Source organism: uncultured Psychroserpens sp. (assembly GCF_947492715.1).
In the GTDB taxonomy this organism is placed as follows: domain Bacteria; phylum Bacteroidota; class Bacteroidia; order Flavobacteriales; family Flavobacteriaceae; genus Psychroserpens.
The window spans coordinates 156,105-176,783 of record NZ_CANLNS010000005.1 but is presented as its reverse complement, the minus strand read 5'-3'; the positions used below and the strand labels follow the sequence as shown (position 1 = coordinate 176,783).

General features: G+C 34.4%; 16 protein-coding genes. 12 read left to right on the top strand and 4 right to left on the bottom strand.

Annotation, left to right across the window (positions count from 1 at the left end):
- Positions 1 to 450: 450 nt before the first annotated feature.
- Positions 451 to 4,662, bottom strand: coding sequence for a LamG-like jellyroll fold domain-containing protein (locus Q0787_RS13325; RefSeq protein ID WP_298903311.1), 4,212 nt, complete (start codon positions 4,660 to 4,662; stop codon positions 451 to 453).
- A gap of 568 nt (positions 4,663 to 5,230) precedes the next feature.
- Here Q0787_RS13325 and Q0787_RS13320 point away from each other — a divergent pair.
- Positions 5,231 to 5,794 (top strand): YdeI family protein, encoded by a 564-nt coding sequence (locus Q0787_RS13320; protein ID WP_298903309.1) that lies wholly within the window; start codon positions 5,231 to 5,233, stop codon positions 5,792 to 5,794.
- Here the strand turns inward: Q0787_RS13320 and Q0787_RS13315 are convergent, their stop codons facing one another.
- Genes Q0787_RS13315 through Q0787_RS13305 form a run of 3 tightly spaced genes read right to left on the bottom strand, consistent with a single transcriptional unit; the run spans position 5,795 to position 9,126 of the window.
- Positions 5,795 to 7,261: a sigma 54-interacting transcriptional regulator gene (locus tag Q0787_RS13315; protein ID WP_298903308.1), complete on the bottom strand. Its 1,467-nt coding sequence runs from the start codon at positions 7,259 to 7,261 to the stop codon at positions 5,795 to 5,797. It abuts the gene before it with no gap.
- Positions 7,262 to 7,266: 5 nt separating this feature from the next.
- Complete coding sequence (locus Q0787_RS13310; RefSeq protein ID WP_298903306.1) at positions 7,267 to 8,394, bottom strand: VWA domain-containing protein; 1,128 nt, start codon at positions 8,392 to 8,394, stop codon at positions 7,267 to 7,269.
- Between the two features lie 54 nt (positions 8,395 to 8,448).
- Positions 8,449 to 9,126 carry a Crp/Fnr family transcriptional regulator gene (locus Q0787_RS13305; RefSeq protein ID WP_298903304.1) on the bottom strand — a complete coding sequence of 226 codons (678 nt, stop codon included), beginning with the start codon at positions 9,124 to 9,126 and terminating at the stop codon, positions 8,449 to 8,451.
- A gap of 106 nt (positions 9,127 to 9,232) precedes the next feature.
- Between Q0787_RS13305 and Q0787_RS13300 the strand changes: the two genes are divergently transcribed.
- The 11 genes from Q0787_RS13300 to deoD all read left to right on the top strand — a co-directional run bounded on the left by Q0787_RS13300 (position 9,233) and on the right by deoD (position 20,633).
- Positions 9,233 to 11,632, top strand: a complete 2,400-nt coding sequence (locus Q0787_RS13300) for a heavy metal translocating P-type ATPase metal-binding domain-containing protein (protein WP_298903303.1) — start codon at positions 9,233 to 9,235, stop codon at positions 11,630 to 11,632.
- A gap of 87 nt (positions 11,633 to 11,719) precedes the next feature.
- Positions 11,720 to 11,905, top strand: coding sequence for a cbb3-type cytochrome oxidase assembly protein CcoS (gene ccoS / locus Q0787_RS13295; protein ID WP_298903302.1), 186 nt, complete (start codon positions 11,720 to 11,722; stop codon positions 11,903 to 11,905).
- A 10-nt stretch (positions 11,906 to 11,915) separates the two neighbouring features.
- On the top strand, positions 11,916 to 14,120 hold the full coding sequence (gene ccoN / locus Q0787_RS13290) for a cytochrome-c oxidase, cbb3-type subunit I (protein WP_298903301.1): 2,205 nt from the start codon (positions 11,916 to 11,918) through the stop codon (positions 14,118 to 14,120).
- A gap of 3 nt (positions 14,121 to 14,123) precedes the next feature.
- A complete protein-coding gene (locus Q0787_RS13285) occupies positions 14,124 to 14,309 on the top strand; it encodes a CcoQ/FixQ family Cbb3-type cytochrome c oxidase assembly chaperone (RefSeq protein WP_298903300.1) in 186 nt (61 codons plus the stop codon).
- Positions 14,306 to 15,262, top strand: coding sequence for a cbb3-type cytochrome c oxidase N-terminal domain-containing protein (locus Q0787_RS13280; RefSeq protein ID WP_298903299.1), 957 nt, complete (start codon positions 14,306 to 14,308; stop codon positions 15,260 to 15,262). The genes Q0787_RS13285 and Q0787_RS13280 overlap by 4 nt, the downstream gene beginning before the upstream one ends.
- Positions 15,263 to 15,264: 2 nt before the next feature.
- The gene (gene ccoG, locus Q0787_RS13275; RefSeq protein WP_298903298.1) at positions 15,265 to 16,689 is read left to right on the top strand and encodes a cytochrome c oxidase accessory protein CcoG; all 1,425 of its coding nucleotides are present in this window, start codon (positions 15,265 to 15,267) and stop codon (positions 16,687 to 16,689) included.
- A gap of 11 nt (positions 16,690 to 16,700) precedes the next feature.
- Positions 16,701 to 17,147 (top strand): FixH family protein, encoded by a 447-nt coding sequence (locus Q0787_RS13270; protein WP_298903297.1) that lies wholly within the window; start codon positions 16,701 to 16,703, stop codon positions 17,145 to 17,147.
- Between the two features lie 10 nt (positions 17,148 to 17,157).
- Complete coding sequence (locus Q0787_RS13265; protein WP_298903296.1) at positions 17,158 to 17,859, top strand: sulfite exporter TauE/SafE family protein; 702 nt, start codon at positions 17,158 to 17,160, stop codon at positions 17,857 to 17,859.
- 20 nt (positions 17,860 to 17,879) lie between these two features.
- Positions 17,880 to 19,322 (top strand): aspartate aminotransferase family protein, encoded by a 1,443-nt coding sequence (locus Q0787_RS13260; RefSeq protein WP_298903295.1) that lies wholly within the window; start codon positions 17,880 to 17,882, stop codon positions 19,320 to 19,322.
- Between the two features lie 92 nt (positions 19,323 to 19,414).
- Positions 19,415 to 19,834 (top strand): CBS domain-containing protein, encoded by a 420-nt coding sequence (locus Q0787_RS13255; RefSeq protein ID WP_298903294.1) that lies wholly within the window; start codon positions 19,415 to 19,417, stop codon positions 19,832 to 19,834.
- Between the two features lie 97 nt (positions 19,835 to 19,931).
- Complete coding sequence (gene deoD, locus Q0787_RS13250) at positions 19,932 to 20,633, top strand: purine-nucleoside phosphorylase (RefSeq protein WP_298903293.1); 702 nt, start codon at positions 19,932 to 19,934, stop codon at positions 20,631 to 20,633.
- Positions 20,634 to 20,679: the final 46 nt, after the last annotated feature.

The following is a 20,679-nucleotide window of genomic DNA, read 5'->3' as shown; positions in this document are numbered from 1 at the left end:
TTTTTATTTATTAAATGCTGTGCTTTAAATACCATTTAGTATTTGCACATTGAGGGAGAATACTTCGCTATTACGAAAAGTATTTTAGATTAATTTGTAATTGAAGAAATATTATGAAAGTCAAATAGGTATTTTATTTCATAGGCTTGGGGCCAAATATTTAATTGTATGTTATACACACAATTTCAATAACACTTCAAATATAAAAGCGCAAAATGAGTTGTTATTATATTCTCGTTTAGATGAATTATTTACTCGTTATAATGATGAAAATTGCAAAAATTACCGATTAAATACTTCATTACAACAGCTTCACAAACCACTGATTACCAGTGAAAACAACCATAAAAACCTATTATTTTACTGCTGTATTTAGAATAACACTAATACAAACCAAAAAGGCTACCAAATTTGGCAGCCTTTAAGTTGACATAAAAATTAAAAAACTAACTAATTAACTACAATTTTTGTTGAGAACCCTCCTGTTTCGGTTTCAACTTTTACAATATAAGCGCCAGCGCTTAACGTACTTGTTTCTATTTTAATTTCACTCTCGGTTGTAAGATCATCTGAATTATAAACAGACTGACCAAGAATAGTAAATATTTCTATATTATCAATTGCAAGATTTTTAGGGTTTAGTATTGTAATAGCTTCAGCTTCACCGTCAAATAAGACTTGTAAAATTGACTCTTCAATATCACTATTTTCTACACCAAGAGAATCTTGATTACTAAATACAATTTCAAATCGGCTTAAATGAATACCCGAAGATAAACTCACATTGTATTCACCTTCTTTTAAATTGTGATAAATACCGAGTTCTTTATCGTTTAAAAAGATATCCATATCATCTGGTATATTTTCTAATTTATCAATTGAAATAACATTAGATCCAGTTTCATTAACATGCATTCCGAGCGGAAGTACTGTTTCAACCGAAATTGTATTAATTCCTTGAATTACATATTTCCCTTCATCAATTAGCCAATACATATCATCGGCCTGACTGTCATACAACTCGGCATCGTACCCCCAGTCATATTCCATTGATGCATTTTCATCTGCAGTCACTAAGATTTTTCTCGTATAAGTGCTTGACGAATTAAACTTCAAGCCAATTTTCATTCTTAAATCTGCCTCAACTTCTGGCAGTTCGGTTTCGTCATCTTCGGAACTATTAGCAGCCCCAGCATTACGCATAAATGTAGAAGCACTAGTAGCTTCGGTCATAAATACTCTTTGACCATTATTAAATCTAATTGTTCCTGTATTTTCTCCAATAACAAAGAATCCTTGACCAACCGGAATATATCGTCCAGGTAGTTTGTTACCCACTAAATCACTTTGATCTACATCTTCATCTGCCACACCATAGGCTGCAGCTGGAACAGCTCCGGCCAAATTGTAGGTTGCATATCCTCCTTGATATTCAGATAGAACATGAGATCCTCCACCCCAATGTTCCCAGTAATAAATGGTACCAGTTGTATTACCAGCACCTTCAATCGTAGGCGCATTATCCTGAATAAATTGGTGAGAATCTATAGCAGAAGCATATGGGTTTCCTACGAGGTAATCATTTCCAGCAGTAATAGGTAATGTAATGTCACCATTATTAGGCTTTCCGTTTACAACATAGTTTTGTTCTTGAGATACATTTCCAGATGTATTTGCAACACCCTTCATTGTAAAGCCTTCTCCAGCTTTTAATGTTCCTGTGCTTCTTACATGCTGCCATGCCGAATAATCATCATCTGGCTGATTAGCAAATTTCCAAACCCAGTAATCTGCAATACCAATTGGCGAACCAGAAGTACCATCATATGAGTTTGTAATAAAATTTATATTTTGAGGAGATGAAGAACTTGTTCCATCTCTAAATACACTACTTAATGAATAGTTTGTATTATTAGCTGATGTGCTTGATACACCTACTGGTGATGACCAATAGTTATAGGTAAACATATCTCTTGTACCTTGTTGATCTTTTTCCAATGACCCAGAACTTGAAATTTCTAAATCACTATCATCTGATTGAATTAACTGAGATTCTCCTTCTAAATCTATATCACCATTTAATCTCAAATAGTGTGTTACGGTTAAACCATATCCCGTTTTAGATGTATTATTTCCTTCTACTGTAATCTTATTTGAATTAACAATCAAACCTAATAACGATCTGTTTTTTGACGTAATAGAACTATTATTCATAGTTAGATTATGTGATGTCTCTACAATATTCCAATCTATAGAAATTGACGCATGAGAAATTGATTTTGCTCCTGGTATCGTTTGTACAGAACCATTAACCCATGATGAGTTTGACTCCCAACTTCCATTTTGCGTTGACTTATAAGGTAATGGTGCCGTTTGTGTATCAATAGAACTATTAGGTACATTGTACAATCTTCCATTTATACTAGTTTGATTAGACTTATTAAATAAGCAATTTCCTCTCAAGTGCGAAAACGGAAAATAGCCTTTTAAGTTATTCCATGGTAATGTAGAAATATCGTTCTTTGTAGGTGTTATATTTTTCGTTTTAAAATATGAACCACTTACCAAATTACTTGTCTCTTCTATCTCTTGATTCATGATATAGCGCAATTGGTCTTGCGATAATTCTATATCCCAAATTCTAACCTCATCAATGTCACCATTAAAAAATCTTCCAGGTGTATCTCCAGAAGCTCCAATTAAAAAAGGTGATGTTGATGTTCCAGGTGCTGTTTTTGTTGCAGATATATTAGCAACACCATCTAAATATAGAGTTGCTTTAGAACCGTTGAAAGTCACAGCTACATGATGCCATTCACCTGTTGGAATTGCTACCGTTGAAGTTATAGATTGAGATGTGTAGTCGGCCGTTTTCCATGTTAATTGCAGTCTATTACTACCATTAATTCTTAAATCAAATCCGCGAGAGTTGTTATTATTTCTTTTAGAAACAATTGATCTGCTGGTTCCACTTGTTCTATTAATCCATGCAGAGACAGTAAAGCCTCCAGCATTTAAATCGTAATTATCTCCTAAATCAACATAGTTAGAAGATCCATCAAAGTTGAAATGGTAAGAGTCATTCATCTCAACTAATTTAGCTAAGGTAAAATAATCTCCATCCTCTAAATTTAATCCTGTAAACGTCACCGTTTTTGTTGAAGAGTTATAGGTCCCTGTAATATTTTTATAGTTAGTTAAATCACTACTTTTTGAAATAATTAATTCTAAATCTGAACTACCAGAAATACTCCACTGACTCAAATCAAAATCCAATTTTACAGTTCCAACATCATTAGAACTTTCTCTTGCAACCCATGTTCTTCCAATTGTACTGCTTACACGTTCTGGTACAACAGAAGATTGTAATTTAACCTCAACGCCATTATTTCCAACTAATAAATAATCTCTATCGTTAGCAATAGAACCTGATTCGTCTTCCATTGTTAACACTGAAGTTTCCTTAGTAATTTCTGCAACGTGAACACTTTTAGATTTTAATTGTAATAATCCAGAGTTATCATCTCTTGCGATACCGAAAACATTATAACCAAATCCTGTATTATCAGATCCTGTCCAAGCGTACGATCCATTAGAAAGCACATAATCATTACTTGTTCCAGAATACCCAAAAGTAGTCGTGTGGTTAGGTGAGTTTTCCCATCTGTAATACTCATCATTATAACCTAAAGTAATACCATACTTAATAGCCATATAGGTTTCAACTTTTTGTCGCTCTGCCGCTGTTAATGCCCTATCGTAAACAATAATTTCGGCAACATTTCCTTGTAGTAAATTACCAACATTAGTATTACTTGTATTTCTTCTTGCTCCAATAAGAACATCCATGTTGGTCGTTTCACCAGTACCAAAACCAGCATCTCCATCTGTATAAGTAGTTAATGGATCTTGATAACCATTTACAAATCTTTTTATTTTTCCAGTTGCTTCATTGGGATCATTTGCTAATGAAGCTCCATTGATGTCAACAACTAATGACGAAATCTTTGGATCGTTTCTGGCATGGGTAATTCCGTAGTTAATTCCACTATTTGGATCACCTTGCCCAGTACCCGAAGTCCTAGCCAAAGTATAATGTACTACACGATCTCTATCTCCTAACCAAAGTTGATAACTTCTACTGCTACTAGTAGCTCTAGATAGAATTGTTCCTGCACCACTTTGATCTGTTAAAAATGCAGCAAAAATTGACATGCTCGAAGGGTTTGTAATTCCGGCATCAGGCGAAGGCGTAATATCCAAACCTGAACCTAAAACCGAAGCGTTGGCAATTTTCATATATTCTCCTCCACTTCTTGTAAACTTAAGTGCAGGATTAAAATTAATAGCATCTGTAATATACCTAGGACCGTAAGTAGAACCTTTGGTTACACTAAATGTGTTTCCTGAGTTGTCACCCCAAGTATCTACACGTTGATTGTTTGTTGTCGTACTGGTTGAGGCATCTGCCTTCATCCATAATTGTAATTGTGTACTTACATTTCCCGGAGATGTTGCAACAACAGTAGATGCTTCTGGAGCCTCATACACTTGTTGTCCTACTTCTTGTCCAAATACAGCAATAGTATTGAACAAAAAGACAATAATCAGAATACATAATTTTGCAATAGTAGGTCTTCCAAAATTCTTAATAGCTTTCATAATAATAGTTTTTAATGATGTGTCGCATCATTTGGTTAAGCAAAATCTCCCTTACTTTTGTGTTAATTAAATTAAATGTTCATATGTCGTATTAACTACTAAACAAAGTTTAGCAATAACACATTGAGGGAGGATACTTTCTATTATGAAAAGTATTTTGGATTAATTTGATATTGAAAAAATATTATGAAAGTGTATTACCAATTTAGGTATTACGTTTACGAATTGAACTATCCTGAAATTATCTGTTTAACAGATTTGGAAAGAAAAGAACATAACGTTGCAGAATTAACTGCTGTAAATAGGTATTTTTGTTTCATAGGCTTGGGGCCAAATATTTAGTTGCAATATGATTACAATTTCAATAACGTTGTAAATGTATACTTACAAGATACAAACATAAACAAAAAATCGATTAAGTGTATGCAAAATTCGACGAAATACACTAAAATGTTAAAAAAACCGCTTAAGTACTGGCTTTATTTAGCAAAAAAAAAGTTGTAAATCGTATAAAACCAGTATTTTACATCATTTAATCGGATTATTTTACCGTTAAACAGTGCTTTTTATGGAATATTACTTTAAAACCGACATAGAATGGAGACATTGGCTCCACAAAAATCATCATATTGAAGATGGTATTTATTTGATATTTTACAAGGTTGAAAACGCACAAAAATCGATGCGATGGGAAGAGGCTGTTAAAGTTGCTTTATGTTATGGTTGGATAGACTCCACAGTGAAGAGTCTTGGTAATGGTAAACGTAAACAATATTTTTGTCCGAGAAAACCAAAAAGTGTTTGGAGTGGGTTAAACAAAAAATACATTATAGAACTCTCTGCAAATAATCTCATACATCAAAGCGGATGGAATGTTATAGAAAAAGCTAAAAAAAATGGAAGCTGGACAGCCCTTGATGCTGTTGAGCAAGGCATTATTCCTCAGGAATTACAATTGGCATTCGATAAACATCCTAAGGCTTTTGAAAACTATCAAAACTTTGCACGTTCATACAAAAAAGGCTATCTATACTGGCTAAATCAGGCCAAACGTGAAGCCACCAGACAAAAGCGAATTGCCGAAATCATAAAACTATGTGAAGCCAATATTAAAAGTAGAGATACATGGTAATTATATCCCCCTAATATAGCTCCCATAAGGATCCTTAAATTGGATACCTTCAGTAAAACGATATTTACTCAGTAATTTAAACTCTACTAAAGCCCAAAGCACAAATTCTTTAACAAAGTAACTGTCTTCTTTTCTTAGTTTAGGTTGATACTGTCCAAGTAAATCATCTAAAGGAGAAATCCCATCCAACAAGGCTTTATATTCTTTGTCTCTAAGATCATCTAAAATTTCAAATCCATCTTGCTGATTAAAAAACCATGATACAATGGTATCATAAGGTGTCTCTTCATCTTCTTTTTTTAGTTTTTCTATCTTCGGAAAAAACTCCGAAAATAAACGTTTTACAGCTTCTCCAATGAGATTATAGGCCACCATAGCCGCACCTTCTTGCTCTCCTTCGTATACCAATTCGACTTTACCAGTTATTGACGGAATAATACCAACAAAATCACTAAGACGTAACATTGTTGTGCGATCTCCAGCTTTAAGAGCACGACGTTCTGCAGTGCTCAGTAAATTCTCAAGAGCTGTAATACTCAAACGCGCACTCACACCACTTTTAGCATCGATATATTCACTTTCCCTCGCTTCAAATACAATCTGCTCAAGTAAATCTCTTGCCAAATCTGGAACCATAACAGCATTTTTTTGACTTTCAACTAACTTCGCTTCCTGCTCTGTAATTAATCGTGCAGTCTCTATGTCCATTGGATAATGTGTGAGAATTTGACTCCCAATTCGGTCCTTCAAAGGCGTTACAATACTACCTCTATTAGTATAATCTTCTGGGTTAGCAGTAAATACAAATTGAACATCAAGAGGTAATCTTAATTTAAACCCTCTTATTTGAATATCTCCTTCTTGCAAAATATTAAATAAAGCCACTTGAATTCTAGCCTGTAAATCGGGTAATTCATTAATAACAAAAATGCAACGGTTAGCTCTTGGAATCATACCATAATGAATAACCCGATCATCGGCATAGCTCAATTTTAAATTTGCTGCTTTTATAGGGTCTACATCCCCAATAATATCTGCTACAGTTACATCTGGTGTTGCTAATTTTTCTGCAAAACGATCACTTCTGTGCAACCATGCAATTGGTGTATTATCTCCTTTTTCAGAAATCAACTCAATGGCAAAACGCGAAATAGGATGAAAAGGATCATCATTGATTTCAGAACCGTCTACATAGGGAATGTATTCATCTAACAGGTTGAGCATCAAACGAGCTAAACGTGTTTTTGCTTGCCCACGAAGACCTAACAAATTAATATTGTGTCTCGATAAAATAGCACGTTCTAACTCTGGCACTACTGTGTTTTCATAGCCATGTACTCCATCAAAGACAGTCTCATTACTTTTAATTTTATCAATTAAATTATTTCGTAATTCATCCTTTATTGATTTTGCCTTGTAACCTGCTTTTTTTAATTCTCCTAAAGTTTTTATCGCTTCAATTTTCATAAATTCTATCCTCTTATTCTTTTCTTTCGATTTGTTTCATAGTCTTCAAAAATCATCTCTCCCAAGCCTTTCAATCCTGTATAAAATGCTTTTCCTTGATTAGCTCTTGTGAATTCTTGAACAAACTGCATTAAGTAACGGTCTTGAGCAATCATAAAAGTAGTTATTGGAATGTGCAACTTTCTAGCCTGTTGCGCCATAGCATAGCATTTATTGGTTATATAAGGGTTAAGCCCGTTACTATCTTTGTAATACTGTCCATCTGGAAGCCTCAAACAACTTGGTTTTCCATCGGTAATCATAAAAATTTGTTTGTTGGTATTTCGTTTCCGTCTCAACAAATCCATGGCAAGTTGAAGACCTGCAACTGTATTAGTATGATAAGGTCCAACTTTAAGATATGGCAAATCTTTTATCTCTATTTGCCATGCATCATTTCCAAAAACTAAAATATCTAGAGTATCCTTGGGATAACGTGTAGTAATCAGCTCTGCCAGAGCCATAGCTACGCGCTTTGCAGGTGTAATGCGATCTTCACCATATAGAATCATACTATGACTAATATCTATCATTAAGACTGTACTCATTTGAGATTTATGAAGTGTTTCTTCTACAATAAGATCATCTTCTGTGATACTGAAATTACCAATCCCATGATTAATTTGAGCATTTCGTAAACTTTCTGTCATTGACACTTTATCTAAGGCATCACCGAATTGATAACTTCTAAAATCACCAGTATGTTCATCTCCAATACCAGGGCTTTTACTCTTATGATTTCCTTGTCCGCTACGTTTTATTTTTCCAAAAATATGATCTAAGGCCTGCTGCCTAATAGCACGCTCGGTTTTGGCGGTAATAGCGATACCTCCATTACCATCTGGATCGATATCTTCTTTGATATAACCTTTCTTCTTTAGGTCTTCAATAAAATCGTCAATTGTATATGCAGCAGTTGTTAGTTCATATTCCTTGTCCAATTCGCGAAGCCATGAAATAGCCTCATCAAAATCTCCTGATGTGTGCGTAATTAACTCTTTGAAAATTTCAAAAAGTTTTTCAAATGGAGACTGGTTTGGTGCTTCATAAGATTTAAAAACGAAGCCTTTTTTGAAATGAGTTCCCTGTTTCATAGCAGTATAAAAATACAACTATTACGGTGTAATTGTAATAAAGTTTTTATAAAACTACTCGACGTGTTTTAGTTTTTGAAGATTTTCGATTTTAATTTGTTTTCCTTGAGTAGAAATAAAACCTTCTTTTTTGAATTGAGATAAAATTCGAATAGCAGATTCTGTTGCTGTTCCAACAATGTTGGCATAATCCTCTCTCGATAAATTAATCGCTAAAAAGCCATTGTCATCAACTCCAAAATGGTCGTTTAAATATATTAGGACATCGGCTAATCTATTCTTAACAGATTTTTGAGCCATATCAACAATCACATTATCAGAATCTTTTAAATCGTGAGCCATTTGCTGCAACATATCCATAGAAAACTTAGGATTTTTTAAAAGATCGTTCATGATTTCACGCTTCGGAATAAAACACACTTCCATATCATTAAGCGCCACAGCGCTCAAATTTGCCGACTCCTCTCCTATTAAAGATCGTTGACCTAACAAGTCTCCCTTAACGACCAATTTTACAATTTGGTCCTTTCCGTTAGAGCTCAGCTTAGACAACTTACAAACACCATCTTTAACACAAAACACGCCATTAACGGTATCGCCTTCCTCAAAAATAATCTCCCCTTTCTTTATCGTTTTAGAAGTTTTACATCCAGATATACGCACTAACTCTTCTCTTGTTAACGCCTTAAGCGAATTAAATTGTCTAATGATGCATTGTTCACACTTACTCATAATCGATTTTTAATCGGATTGTAAAATTAATCAAAACATGACAAATATCATATTTTAAACGTCTTTCATTTTCAACCTTTGTACTAGGTATAAATGAGCAAATATTATGGACAAGTTATCTTGTTTCCACTGTGGTGATGATTGTGATTCATCTGTTATTTCTTTCAACAAAAAAAACTTCTGTTGCAATGGATGTAAAACTGTTTACGAGATTTTCTCGGAGAACGACCTTACATGTTATTATGATTTGCAAAACGCTCCTGGTAGTCCTTCAATAGATATACAAGGTAAATATGACTTTCTATCTCAAGAAAATATAATAGAAAAACTTACAGAGTTTAATGATGATAACATACAAATTGTAACGCTTTACATCCCACATATTCACTGCAGTTCTTGTATCTGGATTTTAGAAAACCTCAACAAATTAAATGAGAATGTTACGTCTTCTCAAGTCAATTTTGGGAAGAAAACGGTGAGAGTGACTTATAATCCTAAAAAAGTAACTCTTAAAGCTATTGTTTTACTTCTGGCTACAATTGGCTACGAGCCTTACATTTCTCTTGATGACTTCAAAACGGGTCAACAAAATGTTAATAGAAGTCTCATATACAAGTTAGGTATTGCAGGGTTTGCCTTCGGAAATGTAATGTTCTTATCCTTTCCAGAATACTTTGAAGTAGGTGAATTCTGGTTAGAGCAGTACAAACATTTATTTCGTTGGCTTATGTTGGTCTTTTCAATACCTGTGGTTTTTTATGCTGGTAGTGACTATTTTATATCAGCCTATAAAGGTTTACGTTCTAAACTTTTAAATATTGATGTCCCAATAGCTTTGGGAATTGCCGTTTTGTTTATTAGAAGCACAGCAGAAGTTATATTTGATTTGGGGTCTGGTTTTTTTGATAGTCTTACTGGTCTTGTGTTCTTTTTACTACTTGGAAAATTCTTCCAGCAAAAAACTTACACATTCTTATCATTTGAACGTGATTATAAATCTTATTTTCCAATTGCTATTACCAAATTGCACTCAAATGGCAACGAATCCCCTATTCAAGTCTATGACATAAAAAAAGGAGACCGTCTGCTTATAAGAAATGAAGAACTCATTCCTGTTGATGGCATTCTCATTAATGGGAAAGCAAGAATTGATTATAGTTTCGTTACAGGTGAGTCTGAAACGGTTAGTAAATTATCTGGCGATAAACTCTTTGCGGGTGGTAAACAAACCTCTGGTGTTATTGAAATGGAAGCTTTAAAATCGGTTGAGCAAAGCTACCTTACCCAATTATGGAGCAATGATGTATTTAACAAAAATAAGGAAGACGGCTTTACAACGCTAACCAATGCCATAAGTAAGCGATTTACTATAGCTGTACTTAGTATTGCCATAATCGCAACTCTGTTTTGGCTTATAACAGATGCATCTAAAGCCATGAATGTATTCACGGCAGTCTTGATTATTGCTTGCCCGTGTGCTATTGCTCTATCTGCTCCTTTTACTTTCGGAAATTTGCTACGCATTTTCGGTAAGCTGAAATTTTACGTCAAAAACGCATCCGTTATTGAGCAACTTGCACATATAAATACCATCATTTTTGATAAGACTGGCACGATTACCTCTCATAAAAAAAGTACCGCAAATTATGATGGTGAAGTACTTTCTTTTTCCGAAGAACAATTATTAAAAAATACACTTCGCGGCTCTAATCATCCCTTGAGTAGAACCCTCTACGACATCTTAGATGAACACAGTATTATTTCACTTAATCATTTTGAAGAACATCTAGGTAAAGGTATTGAAGCTACCTACGATAAAAATCATATAAAAATAGGATCGGCAAGTTTTGTTGGCACTAAGGAAACTCCTCTTTTAAACACAACTGTACATGTGAGCACAAACAATCATTATAAGGGGAAATTTACATTTTTCAACAGCTATAGGAAAGGACTATCTAAACTATTTAACAGTCTTAAAAAGCAGTATGACCTAGTTATTCTTTCTGGCGATAATGCAGGTGAACTAGAAAACCTTAAAAAGCTATTACCATCAAATACCAAATTAATTTTTAATCAAAACCCTGACAACAAACTAGAATATATTAAATACCATCAATCTGAAGGTGCAAAAGTGCTAATGGTTGGCGACGGTCTGAACGATGCAGGAGCCTTAGCTCAAAGTAACGTTGGTATTGCGCTATCAGAAAACGTAAACGTTTTCTCTCCTGCATGCGACGCCATTTTAGATGCCTCGAAATTTAATAAACTGCATGCATTTATCAACGCATCAAAAAGTGCTATAACAATTATCAAATGGAGCTTTGCGCTCTCATTTATATACAATATTATAGGGCTTTATTTTGCCGTAACTGGACAATTGGCACCTGTGATAGCGGCAATCTTAATGCCATTAAGCTCTATCAGCATCGTGATATTTACAACAATCGCAACCAATATCTTGGGGCAAAAAATAAAGAAAAACAACAAAAACAATGAGCATAAATAAAAACGGAAAATTATTTCTCAAACATGATATAAGTCATGTTTTAAGACTCCATTCGAATGTAATTTTGAACCATAACTTCTAATAGGTATGAGTGTTATATATATTTTGCTAAGTATCAGCATTGTTGTTGCTCTTGTGTTTTTTATTGCATTTATAACTGCAGTAAAAAAAGGACAGTTTGATGACAGCTATACGCCTTCCGTTAGAATGCTTTTTGAAGACGAACTTATAAAAGAGCAACCAAAACCATCTGTTAAAACAAAAAAAGACTAATTAAATTATTATGGAAGTTCAACAGTTTCATTACGATAACAAAATCGTTAAAAATTTCCTCTACGCAACCATGCTTTGGGGAGTTGTAGGAATGTTAATAGGATTACTATTAGCATTTATGTTTCTATTCCCAAATATGACCGACGGTATTTCTTGGTTAAGTTTTGGAAGATTAAGGCCATTACATACAAATGCTGTGATTTTTGCTTTTGTTGGAAACGCCATTTTTGCTGGTGTTTATTATTCAACACAGCGTTTATTAAAAGCAAGAATGTTTAACGACACCTTGAGTAAAATTAATTTTTGGGGCTGGCAACTCATCATTGTTGGCGCAGCAATCACATTGCCCTTAGGCTATACAACTTCCAAAGAATATGCCGAATTAGAATGGCCTTTTGATATTGCTATTGCTGTTATTTGGGTCGTTTTTGGTTGGAACTTAATTGGTACCATTCTTAAAAGAAGACAGCGCCATCTATATGTAGCCATTTGGTTTTACCTCGCTACATTTGTTACCGTTGCCGTACTTCATATATTTAATAGTTTAGAATTGCCAGTGAGCGGACTTAAAAGTTACTCGGTTTACGCTGGTGTTCAAGATGCTTTAGTACAATGGTGGTATGGTCATAATGCAGTTGCTTTTTTCTTAACAACTCCATTTTTAGGGTTGATGTATTATTTTGTACCTAAAGCTGCTAATAGACCAATATATTCCTATCGATTATCAATAGTCCATTTCTGGTCACTTATCTTTATTTACATTTGGGCTGGACCTCACCACTTACTATATACCTCACTTCCTGGATGGGCTCAAAATCTCGGTGTAGCATTTTCAGTAATGCTATTAATGCCATCGTGGGGAGGGATGATTAATGGGCTCCTAACACTTCGTGGTGCTTGGGATAAAGTGCGAACTGATCCTGTGTTGAAATTTATGGTTGTTGCTATTACAGGCTATGGCATGGCAACATTTGAAGGTCCAATGCTATCCCTTAAAAGTATGAATGCTATGGCACACTTTACGGATTGGATTATTGCACACGTTCACGTTGGCGCTCTAGCATGGAATGGGTTTCTAACCTTTGGAATGATTTACTTTTTAGTTCCGAAGCTATTTAAAACAAAACTTCATTCGTTAGCATTAGCTAATTTACATTTTTGGATAGGCACTCTAGGTATAATTTTCTACGCTCTACCAATGTATGTAGCTGGTTTTCAGCAATGGGCTATGTGGAAACAATTTAGTCCAGACGGTCGATTAGAGTATGGTAATTTCTTAGAAACTGTTACGGCAATTATGCCAATGTATTGGATGCGAGCTATTGGAGGCACATTGTTTATAACTGGAATGATCATCATGATTGTAAATGTTGTAATCACTATAAAAAATGGTAGTAAAGTAAATGATGAATTGGCAGAAGCAGCTGCACTCAAACGTGTTTCTAAAAAGCGTGTAGCTGGAGAAGGATGGCATACATGGTTAGAACGTAAACCTATAAAACTTACCATTTTTGCTACAATCGCTATCTTAATTGGTGGTATCGTACAAATCGTTCCAACCTTATTGGTTAAGTCCAACATTCCAACAATAACCAGCGTAAAACCATATACACCTTTAGAACTCGAAGGTAGAGACATTTACATTAGAGAAGGTTGTGTTGGTTGTCACTCACAAATGGTAAGACCATTTAGAAATGAAGTTGCTCGTTATGGAGAATACTCGAAAGCAGGAGAGTTCGTTTATGATCATCCTTTCCTTTGGGGAAGTAAACGTACTGGACCTGATCTTCATCGTATCGGTAAAAAGTATACAGACTCATGGCACTTTAAACACATGTATGATCCGCAGGATATTTCTCCAGGTTCTATTATGCCAGCATACCAATGGCTCATAAGAAACGGATTGGATAAATCTTTAACGGAATCTAAAATGAAAGCTATGGTGAAATTAGGAGTGCCATATACAGATGAAGAGATTAATAATGCCTTACAGCATATGGAAACTCAAGCCGAAGGAATTGTTGAAAACCTCAAAGAAGATCCAGATTTAGCCTCATCATTTATTGAAGGTAAAAAAGAAGCATTAGCCAAAGGTGAAACTTATATTGAAATGAAAAACCGTGAAATTATTGCTGTTATCGCCTATCTGCAAAGATTAGGAACAGATATAAAGGTTTCCGACTTAGACGAATCAAAAACTACAGAAAACAAATAGATCATGCTAAAATTTGTAAAAAACCATATGGAAAGCATCACTGGAATAGAAATCTATCCTTTGATCTCCTTAGTCATATTTTTCAGTTTTTTTGTCATCTTATTTTGGTGGGTAATTACTGCAAAAAAAGACTATATCACAAGAGTGAGTAACATTCCGTTAGATAACCAAAACCCATCAGAACTATGAGACATCACATCCCTTCTTGGATAAGAATACCAGTTGTATTTTTTACCATTTTTGCACTTACAGAATATGTCATAGATTCTGGCGATGAACCGGCCTTTATAGCCGAACCATTAATATCACTCTTCTTAGTATTGGTTTTACTTGTGTTAGTCGCTATAGAAGGTATTGTGAGTTCTTTAGACAATGTTTTATATCAGAGCTTGGATGCAGAAGCCAAATTAAGATATGACGCTAAGAGATCTGCTCCACCGAAATTTATTGCTTGGATTAAAAAACTCTATAAAAAATCCTTAGGACAAAAACCAATTGAAGAAGAACATGATATCATATTAGATCACAACTATGATGGTATTAAAGAATTAGATAACGATTTACCACCTTGGTGGCTCTATGGCTTTTATGCATCCATTATTTTCGGATTTGTATATATGGCAAAGTATCACATCTTTAATGGTGCCGATCAATATCAAGAACTTGAAGCTAATATTGCACAAGCAAAGATTGAACTCGAAGAATACAAAAAGAACGCAAAAAACTTGGTTGATTTTAATACTGTAACAGTATTGACAGAAGCGTCAGATTTGGCAAACGGAAAGAAAATTTTTGAAACCAACTGTGTAGCCTGTCACGCAGCAGATGGTGGCGGTGGAATTGGCCCAAACCTAACCGACAAATATTGGATACTAGGTGGCGGCATCAACAATGTATTTAAAACTGTTTCTGATGGCGGTCGTGATGGTAAAGGTATGATTGCATGGAACCAAAGTTTAAGTCCTGCGGAAATTGCTCAAGTATCTAGTTATCTTCTTCAATTCCAAGGGACAACTCCTGCTGAGCCAAAAGCTCCAGATGGTGAAATATGGGATAATGAAACATCTTCCGAAGAAGAATCAAACCTAGAAACCAAAATAATTGAAAAAGAAACAGATTCTATTAGTACAATAGAACAATAGTTATGGAAACACCCGAAAACGAGACATTTAGAGATTCTATTGGTACTGTTACCGATGAGGGGAAACGTGCTTGGGTGTATCCAAAAAAACCAAGCGGACGCTATTACGAAAAACGGAAGATCGTTAGCTATCTACTTTTAGCTTTTTTGTTCGCAGCACCTTTCATAAAAGTTAATGGTAATCAATTCTTACTGTTTAACGTTTTAGAGCGTCGATTTAATATTTTTGGTTTTCCGTTTTGGCCTCAAGACTTTTATTTATTTGTAATTTCAATGCTTATTGGTGTTGTATTTGTAACACTATTTACCGTTGGGTTTGGGCGAATTTTTTGCGGGTGGGTTTGCCCGCAGACCATTTTTATGGAAATGGTTTTCCGTAGAATAGAATATTGGATTGAAGGTGACAGAAATAAACAACGAAAGTTGGATAGACAAAAATGGAATACCGAAAAAATCAAAAAACGTCTAATCAAATGGTTGGTTTTTTTGATTATTTCATTCCTAATCGCCAATGTATTCCTAGCCTATGTTATAGGTAGCGATAAACTTATTAGATACGTAGTAGATGGGCCATTTGAACACTTGAGTACCTTATTTCCATTAATTATTTTCACAGGAGTATTCTATTTTGTCTTCGCTTGGTTTAGAGAACAAGTTTGCATTATCGCTTGTCCGTATGGCAGATTGCAAGGTGTTCTGCTTGATAATAAATCTATAGTTGTTGCCTACGATCATAAACGCGGTGAAGGTGAAAGTGGTCGTAAGAAATTTAGGAAAAATGAAAATAGGCAAGAACTAGGTCATGGCGACTGCATCGACTGTTTACAATGCGTGCATGTATGTCCAACAGGAATTGATATCAGAAATGGCACACAACTAGAATGTGTTAACTGTACTGCTTGTATTGACGAATGCGACCATATAATGGACAGTATCAATTTACCTAAAGGTTTAATTAGATACGCCAGCGAAGATAATATTGAAAAGAAAAAAACTTTCAAGTTCACGCCTCGCCTTAAAGGTTATACTGCCGTCCTTATTATTTTAATTGGAATTCTCTCTGGATTACTTCTATTGAGAAATGAAGTTGAAGCCAAAATTTTGAAGCTCCCAGGACAAACATATCAATTAAAAGAAAATCAAATTGTTAGCAATGTATACACCTATAAATTAATAAATAAAACAACAGACACAATACGTAATGTGAGGTTTAAATTGCGTAAGCATATAGGCGAAATAAAACCAGTTTCAACATCTGAAACGTTCGAAATTCCTGCTCAAGGACTGGCTGAAGGCACGTTATTTATAGAAATTAATAAGCGTGAACTCACCGATGAAACGATTAAAATTATGATTGAAGTGTATAGTGAAAATCAAATTATAGAAACCACAACTGTTAGTTTTTCAGGTCCAAGAACTTATAACTAAAACTTAGTATTATGAAATTAAATTGGGGAACAGGAATCGTATTAGCCTTCATTGGTTTTATTAGCTTCATCATGTATTTTGTAATTAATATGAATACATCTAAAAAGTATAATACCTCACTAGTAACCGAGGATTACTACAAAGCAGAACTAGAATATCAAAATGATATTGACAAAGAGACTAATGCCAAAAATTTAGAAACAAACATCTTTTGGAAACGAACAGAACAAGGATTAGAAATTTGTTTTCCAAAATCTATGGATATTAATCAAATCACTGGAAAAGTGTTCCTATATAGACCATCTAATGAACATGTAGACTTTGAAACTGCAATTTCATTGTCTAATCACAATTTGCTCATACCTGACAAACGTTTGTTAGATGGTCGCTGGAACATTAAAGTAGATTGGCAATATAGAGGAAAATCATATCTCTACAAAAAAGAGATCGTCTACTAACATATAAATTATGCTTTGGTCTGCAGTCATATTTGGTCTTTTAGGTAGTTTTCACTGCATAGGTATGTGCGGCCCTATTGCCTTTATGTTACCAGTAGACAGAAACAATTCTGCAAAAAAGGCACTTCAAATTCTTATCTATCATTTTGGAAGACTTCTTGCTTACAGTCTTATTGGCTTGGCTTTTGGACTTGTTGGAAAAGGTTTATACCTCTTCGGCATACAACAACAATTATCAATACTAATTGGAGCATTAATGATTGTTATCGTGCTTATTCCTGCAAGAATCTTTAATAGATATAATGCTTCCAAACCTATATTTCTATTAATCTCAAAAGTCAAATCGTCTCTAGGTCAAGCCTTAAAGAAAAAAACACCAGACACCTTTCTTACAATTGGGTTTTTAAATGGGTTTCTACCTTGTGGATTAGTCTACATGGCCGTTATAGCTTCTCTTTCAACTCAGAATGCCTTACATAGTAGTTTCTATATGGTATTATTTGGATTAGGGACAATACCTCTAATGACAAGTGCTATTTATATTGGTAAATTCCTTAACTCGACAGTCAAACAACGCATTCAAAAAGCCGTTCCAATTTTTGTTATCTTTATGGGATTATTGTTTATTATTCGCGGTATGGGATTAGGAATTCCTTTTCTATCTCCCGCTCCTATTGTTGAAATGGCCTCTAGTGCCATAGATTGCCATTAAGATTACTTTAAAAACAAACTATGTCTAAATCTCAGGTTAAAACCAATACATTACAATTATCCAAAGATGATATGAAACGTTATGGTTATCAAGTTATTGATGCCATCGTGGAACATTTTGATACAGAACATTTAAAAAAACCAGTAGCCTATGCATCTAGAAAAGAAATGGACCTACTTTTTAATAGTGACATCCCAGAAAAAGAAACACATTATCAGGATATCTTAGATATTGTGACCACAAAAATTTTGCCTAACAGTAATATTGTATCTCATCCTAAATCATATTCTTTTGTACCTGGGCCTAGTAACTTCGTTAGTGTAATGGCCGATACACTCGCAACAGGGTTCAATATTTTTTCGGGAGGATGGGTAGCTTCTCCTGCAGCTGCAGAAATTGAAATAATCACCATGAATTGGCTACTAAAATTATTTAAATTTCCAACTAAAAAGGGTGGTGGTATATTTACAAGTGGTGGTTCAATGGCTAATTTAACAGCTCTGGTAACCGCTAGAAGACAACATTGTGGAGACGATTTTTCTAAGGCCGTTATTTATATGTCCGATCAGGCGCATTCTTCTAATATAAAAGCAATAAGAGTACTTGGTTTTAAAAAAGAACAGGTTAGAATTATTCCGACAGATTTAGAATTTAAAATGGCAATTAATAAATTAAAAAACGCCATTGCAAAAGACAGACTAGAAGGGTTTCAACCTTTCTGTATTATTGCTTCGGCCGGAACAACTAATACAGGAAGTATTGATCCATTAGACGCTATAGCAGCCATTTGCAAAACCGAAAAACTATGGTTTCATATTGATGGCGCTTACGGTGGTGCGGCTATGTTATCTCAAAAAGGAAAGCAAGCATTAAAAGGCATAGAAAAAGCAAACTCACTCACCATTGATCCTCACAAATGGTTGTTTCAGCCTTATGAAATGGGTTGCCTCCTCATACGTAATCACAAATGGCTTAGCAATACGTTTAGCGAAAAACCTGAATACCTTAGAGATGTTGAAGGTAATACTTCCGAAATAAATTTTTATGATCATGGTATTCAACTAACAAGACGATTTAGGGCATTGAAATTCTATATATCAATGAAAACATTTGGTCTTGATGCCTTTAGAAATGCAATAACTTATTCAATTAATTTAGCCGAACTCACTGAGAGTCACTTAAGAAAAAGCCCTAATTGGGAAGTGATATCTCCAGCTACATTAGCTGTAATAAATTTTAGATATAACCCTATTAAAAAGTCGTTTTCAGAAAAAAAATTAGATCAGATTAATCAGGAAATATCTCAAAAAGTATTAGCCTCTAGAGAAGCACTTTTGGTAACAACTGTTTTACAAGGTCAAATTGTTTTGAGAATGTGTTTAATAAACCCAAGAACAACACTTAAGGATGTCAAAGAAACCTTAACCTTATGTGAGTCTTTTGCAAAGGATCTTTTGGTTTAAATCTTAAGAATTATTTCATTCAAACTGATATTTATCATATAATTTCAGTCCATCTTATGGTAACTTTAATATAGAATTAAAAACCTAAGATTATGAAAAAAAGAACACCCATTTCAACAATTATGACCAAAGATATTATCGCCTTAAATCTCAGCGATAATCTGGAAACCGCCGAATCATTGTTTAAAAAAAATAATATCCGACACATCCCAGTAATAAGTGGCGAACAAATTATAGGAATGCTTAGTTATACAGATTTATTAAGAATCAGTTTTGCAGATGCAATAGACGCAGAAGAACAAGATGTAGACACCGTAGTCTATAACATGTTTACCTTAGAACAAGTAATGGCTAAAAATTTGGTTAGTGTTAACTCCCACTCTACCATAAAAGAAGTGGCCGAGATATTGGCTAAAAGAGAATTTCATGCTTTACCTGTAGTAGATAATAATAAGTTGGTTGGTATTGTTACTACTACAGATTTAATAAATTTCTTGATTGATCAGTTTTAATGTGTCATCATTAAAACCTTAAATCCTAAAAGGTTCATTAAGTAATCTTTCAGGATTTATTTTGTAATTTCATAATAGAAACTAATAAACCAAACGAATGAGTACACATATTGAAGCAGCTTTTGGAGATATCGCGGAAACTGTATTACTTCCAGGAGATCCAATGAGAGCAAAGTGGATTGCCGAAACCTTTTTAGAAGACCCAAGCCTTTATAATGACGTAAGAGGCATGTTAGGCTATACTGGACATTACAAAGGAAAAAGAGTGTCTGTACAAGGCACAGGAATGGGAATACCTTCATGTTTAATTTATTGTCATGAGCTCATTAACGATTATGGTGTAAAGAATTTAATACGTGTGGGTTCGGCTGGTTCGTACCAAGAAGGCATTAAGATTAGAGATATCGTTATTGCCATGGCTGCCTCCTCTAATTCTGGTATTAACAATTCCAGATTTATAAACGCAGATTATGCACCAACAGCAAATTTCGAACTCTTTATGAAGGCCGCTGAATATGCAAAAAACCATAGTATTAATATAAAAGCTGGTAATGTTTTATCTTCTGATGTATTCTATCAAGATGACATAAATGCTTTTAAAAAGTGGGCTGAATTCGGCGTACTCTGTGTTGAAATGGAAACAGCTGGGCTATACACTATTGCGGCTAAACATAATGTAAAAGCGCTTTCAATATTAACCATTTCAGACTCTTTAGTAACCGACCAACACACTTCTGCCAACGAAAGAGCCTCTACTTTTAATACAATGATAGAAATTGCTTTAAGTACACTCAATTAAGGTTTCTCCCTTTTAAAACTCAAACCTCAATCAATTTGTGATGTTG